The sequence below is a fragment of the Variovorax sp. P1_H12_2 genome, assembly GCF_056405335.1.
Genome location: NZ_JBFUCI010000241.1, coordinates 1 through 9,757, shown reverse-complemented (window position 1 = coordinate 9,757; position 9,757 = coordinate 1). Strand labels below are relative to the sequence as shown.

General features: G+C 70.6%; 10 protein-coding genes. 6 read left to right on the top strand and 4 right to left on the bottom strand.

All coding sequences use genetic code 11. The features are described 5' to 3' along the window. Positions 1–576: Crp/Fnr family transcriptional regulator (locus AC1D2K_RS21810; RefSeq protein ID WP_478090916.1), on the top strand; the 576-nt coding region annotated here is incomplete at its 5' end. Positions 577–588: 12 nt separating this feature from the next. Here AC1D2K_RS21810 and AC1D2K_RS21805 read toward each other — a convergent pair. Then, the gene (locus AC1D2K_RS21805; RefSeq protein WP_478090915.1) at positions 589–1,041 is read right to left on the bottom strand and encodes an META domain-containing protein; all 453 of its coding nucleotides are present in this window, start codon (positions 1,039–1,041) and stop codon (positions 589–591) included. Positions 1,042–1,191: 150 nt separating this feature from the next. After that, on the bottom strand, positions 1,192–2,112 hold the full coding sequence (locus AC1D2K_RS21800; RefSeq protein WP_478090914.1) for a tetratricopeptide repeat protein: 921 nt from the start codon (positions 2,110–2,112) through the stop codon (positions 1,192–1,194). A 36-nt stretch (positions 2,113–2,148) separates the two neighbouring features. Here AC1D2K_RS21800 and purE point away from each other — a divergent pair, with 36 nt between their 5' ends. The 3 genes from purE to AC1D2K_RS21785 all read left to right on the top strand — a co-directional run bounded on the left by purE (position 2,149) and on the right by AC1D2K_RS21785 (position 4,988). Further along, positions 2,149–2,691, top strand: coding sequence for a 5-(carboxyamino)imidazole ribonucleotide mutase (gene purE / locus AC1D2K_RS21795; RefSeq protein ID WP_478090913.1), 543 nt, complete (start codon positions 2,149–2,151; stop codon positions 2,689–2,691). Positions 2,692–2,809: 118 nt separating this feature from the next. After that, the gene (locus AC1D2K_RS21790) at positions 2,810–3,976 is read left to right on the top strand and encodes a 5-(carboxyamino)imidazole ribonucleotide synthase (protein ID WP_478090912.1); all 1,167 of its coding nucleotides are present in this window, start codon (positions 2,810–2,812) and stop codon (positions 3,974–3,976) included. A 13-nt stretch (positions 3,977–3,989) separates the two neighbouring features. After that, positions 3,990–4,988, top strand: coding sequence for an L-threonylcarbamoyladenylate synthase (locus tag AC1D2K_RS21785; protein ID WP_478090911.1), 999 nt, complete (start codon positions 3,990–3,992; stop codon positions 4,986–4,988). A 176-nt stretch (positions 4,989–5,164) separates the two neighbouring features. Here AC1D2K_RS21785 and AC1D2K_RS21780 read toward each other — a convergent pair whose 3' ends face one another. Together AC1D2K_RS21780 and dacB are read right to left on the bottom strand one after the other, a co-directional pair. Then, positions 5,165–6,715, bottom strand: a complete 1,551-nt coding sequence (locus AC1D2K_RS21780; RefSeq protein ID WP_478090910.1) for an alpha/beta hydrolase family protein — start codon at positions 6,713–6,715, stop codon at positions 5,165–5,167. 149 nt (positions 6,716–6,864) lie between these two features. Beyond that, complete coding sequence (gene dacB, locus AC1D2K_RS21775; RefSeq protein ID WP_478090909.1) at positions 6,865–8,301, bottom strand: D-alanyl-D-alanine carboxypeptidase/D-alanyl-D-alanine endopeptidase; 1,437 nt, start codon at positions 8,299–8,301, stop codon at positions 6,865–6,867. 78 nt (positions 8,302–8,379) lie between these two features. Here dacB and AC1D2K_RS21770 point away from each other — a divergent pair, with 78 nt between their 5' ends. Then, positions 8,380–9,396: a DMT family transporter gene (locus AC1D2K_RS21770; protein ID WP_478090908.1), complete on the top strand. Its 1,017-nt coding sequence runs from the start codon at positions 8,380–8,382 to the stop codon at positions 9,394–9,396. Continuing rightward, a partial coding sequence (tsaB, locus tag AC1D2K_RS21765; protein WP_478090907.1) for a tRNA (adenosine(37)-N6)-threonylcarbamoyltransferase complex dimerization subunit type 1 TsaB occupies positions 9,389–9,757 on the top strand: 369 nt, incomplete at its 3' end. The genes AC1D2K_RS21770 and tsaB, both read left to right, overlap by 8 nt.

Sequence of the window (9,757 nt, the reverse complement as noted above, 5' to 3'; positions counted from 1 at the left end):
GTGCAGCGCCGCTACCGCACGCGTTCGCTGCTGATCGAGGAGGGCGAGGAAGGCGGCTCGATCTACATCGTGCTGTCCGGGCGGCTGCGGGTCTTTCTGTCCGACTCGCGCGGCCGTGAAATCACGCTCGGCCTGCACGGGCCCGGCGAGTACGTCGGCGAGATGACGCTCGATGGAGGGCCGCGCTCCGCCAGCGTGCAGGCGGTGGAGCCGACCGTTTGCGCCGTGGTGACCCGCGAGACCATGCTGCAGCACATCGCCGACCATCCGGACTTCGCGCTGGCGCTGATCGTGCGGCTCATCCGCCGCGCCAGGCTGGCAACCGAGAGCGCTCGCAGCATGGCGCTGCTCGATGTGTACGCGCGCCTGAAGCGATTGCTCGAGGAGCGCTCGGAGCCGTCGCTCGACGGCACGCGGCGGATCGCCGAGCGCCTCACGCACCAGGCCATCGCGAGCGAGATCGGCTGCTCGCGCGAAATGGTCAGCCGGTTGCTGAAAGACCTGGAACAGGGCGGCTATGTCTCGGTCACCCAGCGCCAGCTCGCCCTGCTGCGCGAGTTGCCCGCGCGCTGGTAGGCCCGGAGCGCGTCAGCGCGACTGCGTACTCAGCGTCGCCACGGTGCGCCCGCCCGCATCCAGCAGCGCCAGCCGCGTCGGGCTCTGCAGCCGGTAGCTGGTGGTGGCCTGCAGGGCGGCGAAGAACTGCGCTTCCTTGGCGCTCAACGCCGGATCGGTGCAGGCCATCCGCGTCGAAGCCAGCTGGCTCAGCTTGAGCGCGCTGCCGCTGCGCTCGAAGGTGCCCGACACACGATTGCAGCCGCCCGACCCGCTGACGCGCCCGTTGCGGCGGTCGAACTGCACCTGCGGATCGCGCTGCGGGTCGCCGCCGGCGGCAACCGGCTCGCCGCCGAGCTGGTCGAGGCGCCAGACCGGGCCCTCGATCGGCTCGTCGAGGCTGATGCCGCTGGCGCAACCGGCGGTCAGCGCGGCAGCCAGCAGGGCGGCCATGAAAAGTGGAGTGGCGGCAGGGCTGGGACGCATGGCCTGTCTTTCGTTTTGCAACAAATTGATATTTTGCTGCATCGTATTCGACCGGACTCGGCGCGCCAACGCCACCCGTGGATCGGCGTCGCGCAAGAAAAAAGCGATCGCAAGATCGCTTTTGATTGGGTTTGGCTAATCTGCTGAACTTCAGCTCAGCACCACGCTGCTCAGACGCCGGCGGTAGCTGGCCACCGTCGGATCGTCCGGCGGAATCTGCCCGTCCGCCACCTTGACCTTCGGCGGCTCGATGATGTCGAGGATCGCGATATAGGTCTTGCGCGCCAGGTCTTCGCTCCAGCTCTTGTCGCGCATCAGGATGTCGAGCAGTTCGTCCATCGCATCGGTCCAGCGTTGGGCACTCATCAGCAGGCGGGCGCGGTCGAAGCGGGCGTCGAAGTCGCGCTTGTTGGCCGCGATGCGCGTTTCCAGCTCGGCCAGCGAGGGCGCGGTGCCGACGGCTGGCGCGGCGAAATCGATGGCGTCCATCCAGCGCTGAAGCGAATCGAAGCGGCGCACCAGCGAGGTCTTGGCGATCACCGGCGCGAATGCGACCTTGGCATGGTCGACCTGGCCTTCCTGCAGCAGCAGCTTGACGTAGTCGAAGCGCGCGTCGTCGTTGGCGGGGTCGGTGGCGATCGCATGCTGCAGCTTTTCGAGCGCGCCCTCGGTGTCCCCCTCCGCGAGCGCTTCCTGCGCCGACGCCTCCTGTTCCAGCGCCTCGGCCTCGTCGGCGCCCGGCACGTGCTTGTCGAGGAAGGTGCGGATCTCGTCGGCGGGGATCGCGCCGACGAAGCCGTCGACCGGCTGCCCGTCCTTGAACATCACGCAGAAGGGGATGCTGCGCACGCCGAACATCTGGCTCAGCTGCTGCGAGATCTGCGGCACCTTGTCGGCGTCGAGCTTGGCCAGCGTGAAGCGGCCCGCATACTCGACTTCGAGCTTTTCGAGCACCGGCCCGAGCTGTTTGCAGGGGCCACACCATTCGGCCCAGATGTCGAGCAGGACCGGCGTGGTCGTCGAGCCGTCGATCAGCTCGGACTGGAAATTTTCGAGGGTGATGTCGATCATCGCGGGAAGGTGGGGGTGAAACGTAAAATTCGAACCATGAAGCAAGCAATTCAGGTCGGCGTGGTGATGGGCTCGAACTCCGATTGGGAGACGATGCGCAATGCGGTCGAGATTCTCCAGCAATTCGGCATCACCCATGAAGCACGGGTGGTCTCGGCCCATCGGATGCCCGATGAATTGTTCGCCTATGCCGAGAGCGCCGCGCCGCGCGGGCTGGCCGCGATCATCGCAGGTGCCGGCGGCGCCGCCCACCTGCCCGGGATGCTGGCGGCCAAGACCACGGTGCCGGTGCTCGGCGTGCCGGTCGCCAGCCGGCACCTGCAGGGCGTGGATTCGCTCTACAGCATCGTCCAGATGCCCAAGGGCGTGCCGGTGGCGACCTTCGCCATCGGCAATGCCGGCGCGGCCAACGCGGCCCTGTTCGCGGTCGCGATGCTGGCGGTCGGCGACCCGGCGCTGCGCGCCCGGCTCGACGCCTTCCGCCTGACGCAGACCCAGGCCGCGCAGGCCATGACGCTGCCGCCGGGCGACGACCCGGCGGTGTCGCCGTTCTCGCCGCAGGGCGGGGGTGCGCTGTGAGCCGCCGGGCCGTTCCCAAGGCGAACACCGTAGCGCACAAGCGCGGAGGTGTCCGAATGAGCCGCCGGGCCGTTCCCAAGGCGAACACCACCGCAGCGCGCAGCGCGGAGGTGTCAGAATGAACGTGGTGCTGCCGGGCGCCACGCTGGGCGTGCTCGGAGGCGGCCAGCTGGGCCGCATGTTCGTCCACGCGGCGCAGACGATGGGCTATTTCACCGCCGTGCTCGACCCCGACGCCGACAGCCCGGCCGGGCGGGTGAGCCACCACCACATCCACACCGACTACACCGACGTCGACGGCCTGGCGCGGCTGGCCGGCCTGGCCGATGCCGTGACGACGGAATTCGAGAACGTGCCGGCGCCTTCGCTCGAACACCTGGCCGCGGTGCGGCCGGTGGCGCCGGGTGCGGACGCGGTGGCGATCGCCCAGAACCGGATCCGCGAGAAGGGCCACTTCGTGCGCTGCGGCGTCGAGTGCGCCCCCTACGCCGTGATCGAGACCGTCAATCACCTGGCGGCGGTGCCGGCCAACCTGCTGCCCGGCATCCTCAAGACCGCGCGGCTCGGCTACGACGGCAAGGGCCAGCGCCGGGTGATCACGCAGGACGACTTGAGCGCCGCCTGGAACGATGCCGGCGGTGTGCCTTGCGTGCTCGAGAAGCTGCTGGACCTGGATTTCGAGTGCTCGGTGATCGTCGCCCGCGGCGAGGACGGGCAGATGGTGAACTTCCCGGCGCAGCGCAACCTGCATCGCGACGGCATCCTCACCGTCACCGAGGTCCACGCCCACAACATGCCCGAAGCGACCGCGCGGCAAGCCGTGGCCGCGGCCCGGTCGATCGCCGACGGTCTGGCCTATGTCGGCGTGCTGTGCGTCGAATTCTTCGTTCTCGGAGACGGCCGGCTGGTGGTCAATGAAATGGCGCCGCGCCCCCATAACAGCGGCCACTGGACGATGAACGCCTGCGACGTGTCGCAGTTCGAGCTGCAGGTGCGCACGCTGACGGGCCTGCCGCTCAACCCGCCGCGCCAGCACAGCGTCGCGATCATGCTGAACCTGCTGGGCGACCTGTGGTTCGTCGACGGCGAAGCGCCGCAGGAGCCGCGCTGGGCCGATGTGCTGGCCCTGCCCGGCACCCATCTGCACCTCTATGGCAAGACGCAGGCGCGTCGCGGCCGCAAGATGGGCCACCTGAACATCACCGGCGATTCGATCGACGCGGTCCGCAGCACGGCCGATTTCGCCGCCGCGCTGCTGGGCTTGCCGATCCCGCTGTCCGAATGAAGGGGCGGGCGGCATGATCCGCGACGGCAGCGCGCACGACGCCATCGCAGAGGCCGCCGGGGTCCTGCGCGCCGGCGGTCTGGTCGCCTTCCCGACCGAGACCGTCTACGGCCTGGGCGCCGACGCCGGCAGCGACGCGGCCGTCGCCGGCATCTTCGCGGCCAAGGGCCGGCCCAGTGACCATCCGCTGATCGTCCACGTGGCGGCCGGCGTGAAGGGCAACGAGGCGCTGTCGCACTTCGCCCAGCCGCTGCCGTTGTTCGCCCGGAAGCTGGTGCGCGCCTTCTGGCCCGGACCGCTGACGCTGATCGTCCCGCGCCAGCCCGGCGTCGGCGCCGCCGCCGCGGGCGGCCAGGACACCATCGGCCTGCGCTGTCCGGCCCACCCGGTGACGCAGGCCCTGCTGGTCGCCTGCGCCGAACTGGGCGTGCACGGCCTGGCGGGACCCAGCGCCAACCGTTTCGGCCGCGTCAGCCCGACCACCGCCCTGCACGTCCAGGAGGAGTTCGGCGACGCGCTGATGGTGCTCGACGGCGGACCGTGCGCGGTGGGCATCGAGTCGACCATCGTCGATTGCAGTCGCGGTGCGCCGGTGCTGCTGCGGCCGGGCGCGATCACGCGGACGCAGATCGAGGCGGCCGGCGGCGAGCCGCTGCGCGACAAGGACGCGCTCGGCGCGCCCGACCCGCGGGCCTCCGGCACGCTCGAATCCCATTACGCGCCGAGCGCCAAGCTGCGCCTGATGGACGCCAAGGCGCTGCAGACCGGCCTCGACGTGCTCGGCGCGAGCGCCGCGAACATCGCCGTCTGGTCGCGCACGGCGCTCAACAGCCGTTCGCAGCGCGTGCTGCAGCGGCGCATGCCCGACGACGCCGCCGCCGCCGCGCAGCAGCTCTTCGCGGTGCTGCGCGCCTTCGACGCCGAAGGCGTCAAGCTGATCTGGGTCGAGACGCCGCCGAGCGATCCCGAGTGGGAAGGCGTGCGCGACCGCCTGCAGCGTGCCGCTGCTTGATTGTTGCTCGCCCCCAGGTTGGGCTCACTGCGTGTAGCCCGCCCACCCCCTACCGGGGGCAACACCAGCGGCCCGGCGAAGCCGGTTCCGCGGTGTTTCACCCACGGGCCTGGCTGCGCCGGCCAAGAGCTTCGGGCGCTCGTTCTGCGGCGCGCAGCCTGGAGGTGTGAGCTCCATTACCCTCCAGCGGCAAGGACTCCTTGGAAGAAGCCGCGCGCCGACACCATGCAGAAGGGCGGCACCAGCGTGCCGTGGTACGCCTGGACCACCGCCTGCGACTGGTTCGAGGCGGTGCCGCCGGCGGCGGCCGCGGTGTTGGCCTTGGCCTGCGCGAAACCGGCTCGTGCGGCCGAGAACGCATCGATTGCGCCGCTGTCTTCGAGGTCGACCACGGCCAGCGCTGAAGTCGGCATGCCGCGGGCGCGGAAGTAGCCGGCCGTGGCGCGCGTGCTCAGGAAGTTCACGGTCGGGTCGTTGGCGCCGCCGCACATCAGGACCGGTCGGGTCGGCAGCCAGTTGCGCAGGTCGTTCACCACCGCCGCCTTGCGGAAACCGAGCAGTGGCTGGCAGTCGAGCGGTGAACTGGTGCTCAGGGACGCCAGCGTCGCCGGCAGGGCGTTGCCGGCGCAGGGGGTGGCTTGGAGGTCGTTGGCGGCCCGCGTCAGGTAGCTCTGCCGGATCAGGTTGTTGGGCCCGTAGAACACGGCCAGCGAGGAATCGACGGGCCCCGGAACGGCGTTGGTGGGATAGAGCGCGAGCTGCGGCAGGCGCCCGGTGGCGAACAGGGTGTCGAGCGGCGTCGGGTTGGGCAGCAAGGTGTCGATGCCGGTGGCGTACTGGGCTTCGTAGATGTCGCTGGTGGCCGAATAGACATTGCCGAACTGCTTCTGCCAGCTGGTCGAGAGCAGCGGCGTGGACACCGTGGCGCCGAGCGCCGGCCAGCCGCTGAAGCTGTAGTCGGTCAGCAGGCTGATGGCCGAAGGCGCGGACAGCGGCGCCGATGCGGTGACCGTCTTGCCGGTGGCCTGTAGCTCGCGGTGCGCCGCCATCGCCACGTAGCCGCCCTGCGAATAGCCGGTGACGAACAGCGAGCCGGCGTCGCTGCCGTTGATGAAAGGCAGGGTCTTGCGCGCCGCGGTCAGGGCATCGACCATGTCCTTGCCCTGCTGGTCGCCGTTGAGGTAGGGGTGGTAGGTCAAGGTCGACTTGTCGTAGCCGGCGTAGTTCGGCGCCACCACCAGGAAGCCCTGGGCGACGAACATCGCCGCGACCGTGAGGCCCTCGTCGGCGGCGGGCTGGTTGGTATCGGTCCAGCGCGCGATGTTGAAGTCGCGCGCCGCGCTGATGCCGTGCGCGTACAGGACGATCGGGCGCGGCCCGTTGCAGGCGGCGTCGGTGCCGAAGGGGACCATGATCGCGGCGGTGGCATTGGTGGCTTCACCCTGGCCGCCGACGGTGCGGTATTCGAGGTAGCGCAGGTCGACGCCGCACTTCGGGCTTCCGGCCACCTGCAGCAGCGCCTTGCCCTGCGCGCTGGCGCCGAGCAGCGTCGTGAAATCGCTGGTCCCGATCCGCTGCACCCGTTCGGGCGGCAACGTGACGACCGAGCCACGGCCCGAATCGGCCGCGGCCGGCACGTTGAACCCGACGAAGCCGTCGTTTCCGCCGCCGCAGCCGGAAAGCAACAGGGCGACACCCGAGAGGGCGAGGGCGTGCAGTCTTGTCATGAACGTCTCCTGCGGTGCTGGAATCGAAGCGGCGTTCGATTTTGGGCAGGGCACGGTCTGCGCGCAAGCGGCGTTTACCTGCACGAGCGGTGCAGCCAGAGCGTTCAGCCGACGCGGGCCCGCCCCCGGGGAGGGCGGGAGGGCGTCTTTCAGTCTTGCGACGCCCAATCGACGAGGGCATCGAAGGCCGGCCGCGCGGCGACCGCATTGCCGTGGTTGGCGATCGCGATCACCACCCAGCGCCGGCCGCTGGCGCCGTGCACGTAGCCGGCCACACCGGCGGCGTCGCGCAGCGTGCCGGTCTTCAGGTGCGCGGCCCCGCCCGAGCGCAGGGCGCGCTTGCGCAGCGTGCCGTCGACGCCGGAAGCCGGCAGCGAGGACACCAGCTCCGGCATCACGGGCGAGCGCCAGGCCACCTGCAGCATCTTGGCCAGCGCGGCGGCGCTGATGCGCTCGTCGCGCGACAGGCCGGAGCCGTTGTCGAACACCGGCTGGCCTTCGCCGGTGCCGATGCGGTCGTTCCACCACTGGCGCAGGGTGGCGCGCGACGCCTCGAGCGTGCCCCGCTTTTTCTGCTGCAGGCCGAGCGTCAGGAAGAGCTGCTGCGCCATCACGTTGTTGCTGTACTTGTTGATGTCGCGGATCACCTCGGCCAGCGGCGGCGACTCGGCCTCGAAGGCCGGCCGCAGTTCGGCCGGCACGCGGCCGTCGCGCACCTGGCCCTTGAGCTGGCCGCCCATCTCCGCCCAGAGGCCGCCGACCGCGCGGGCGGCATAGCTGCCCGGGTCCGCATAGGCCACCGCCCAGGTCTTCTCGCCGCAGGCGGCGGGATAGCTGCCCGCGAAACCCAGGCGTGCCGGGTCGGCGAATTCCCCGCCGAGCGCGGTGCGCCAGTCGCCGCATTCCCCGGCCGACAGCGGCACCGTGGCCTGCGAGGCGACGCCGGCCAGCGCCGGTTGGTAGCTGACTTGCGCCGTTTGCGCACCGCGGTTCGGCGCGAAGCTCATCACCACCGACTTGAAGTTGATCAGCAGCGCATCGGGCGCCGCGTTGTAGGGGCGCTGGCCCTCGCCGTCGAAGGCGTTCGGGTCGCTTTCCGCCACCTCGAAGGCGCTTCGGTCCAGCACGATGTCGCCGTTGATGCCCTGGATGCCCAGCCCCTGCACCCGGCGCAGCAGCAGCCACAGCCGCTCGAGCACCAGCTTCGGGTCGCCCTGGCCCCTGATGTAGAGATTGCCCTCGAGCACGCCGTTGCGCACCGGGCCGTCCACATACACCGGCGTGGTCCAGGTGAAGGCCGGCCCCAGCAGGTCGAGCGCCGCGTAGGTGGTCACCACCTTCATGATCGACGCCGGATTGACCGGCACCTGGGTGCGCCAGGCCAGCCGTGGCACACGCACGCCATCGGCATCGGCCACCAGCATCGTCACCGCGTCGCGCGGGACCTTGGCGCGGGCCAGCGCGGCATCGACTTCGTGCGGCAGGCTCTGGGCCGCGGCCGGCAGCGTGGCGGCGAGTGCAAGAACGATGGCGAAGGTGCGGGAGACGCGCGAGGTGCAGCGCGCGGAAGGCAGGGCGACAGTCATGCGCGGATTATCCGGGGCCGCCTGAGGCTCGCGAGGCCGGCCGCAGCGCGCTGGCCGGCCACCCTGGATAATCCCTCGATGCCTGTTGTTCCCCGATTTTCCGCCCGCACCATCGGCATCGGCGCGGCCGTCGTCACCGTGGGGGTCTGGACCGCGTTCATCGTGATCGCGCGCGCGTCTGCCGGGCGCTCGTTGACGCCCTTCGACATCGGCTTCGCGCGCATCGTCGGCGCCAGCCTGGTGCTGCTGCCCTGGGGCGCCTGGCTGGTGCTGCGGGACCGCGCCAGCGGCCCGGCGACGAGCTCGTTCTTCGGCCTTTCGCCGCTGCCGCTGCGCCTCACTGCGCTGGCGGGCGTCTTCGGCGGCCTGGCCTACGCCCTGCTGGCCTACACCGGTTTCTTCTTCGCGCCGGCCAGCCACGCCGCGGTGCTGATGCCGGGCAGCCTGCCGCTGTGGACCACGCTGCTGGCCGTCCTGGTGCTGCGCGACCGCATCACGCCGCTGCGCGCGCTCGGCCTGGGGCTGATCGTGCTCGGCGACCTGTTCGTCGGCGGCGCCAGCCTGCTGCATGCGCTGGACGGGGGCGTGATCTGGAAGGGCGACCTGCTCTTCATGAGCGCGGCCTTCTGCTGGGCCTGCTACAGCATCATCGTGCGGCGGCACGGGCTCGAGGCCGTTCGCGCCACCATCGCCATCACCGTGTTCGCCTTCATGACCTATGTGCCCGTGTACCTGCTGCTGGTCGCGTCCGGCCTCGTCACGAGCCGGCTGGCCAGCGCGCCGGTGGGCGAAGTCCTGTTCCAGCTGCTGTTCCAGGGCATCGGCTCGGTCGTGATCTCGGGCATCGCCTTCACGCGCATGATCCAGTACTTCGGCCCGGTGCGCTCGACCATGATCACGGCGCTGGTGCCGGGCCTGTCGGCGCTCGGCGCGGTGGTCTTCCTCGGCGAACCGCTCTACTGGAACCTGATCGCGGGGCTGCTGCTGGTGACGGCGGGCATCCTCTTCGGGGTCCAGCGCCACCGTGCCGCAGGGTCCAAGCGGCCGGCCGTCGCGGCGGTGGCGAGTGCCGCGGGAGGGCGCATCGATGCCTAAGCTCCTGGCCTTCGACACCAGCACCGAGGCGCTGTCGATCGCGGTGCGCCACGACGACCTGCTGCTGGAGCACAGCGGCGCCGGCGGCGCGCAGTCGTCGGCAAGCCTGATTCCGCTGATCCAGCAGTTGCTCGCCGCCGCCGGCCTGTCGCTCGGCGAGCTGGAGGCGATCGCCTTCGGCCGCGGCCCGGGTTCCTTCACCGGGCTGCGCACCGCCTGCTCGGTCGCGCAGGGCCTCGGATTCGGCGCCGGCGTCCGGCTGCTGCCGATCGACACCCTGCATGCCCTGGCCGAAGAAGCCCATGACCGCTTCGGTGTCACGCGCGTGGTGGCCGTGCTCGATGCGCGCATGGACCAGGTC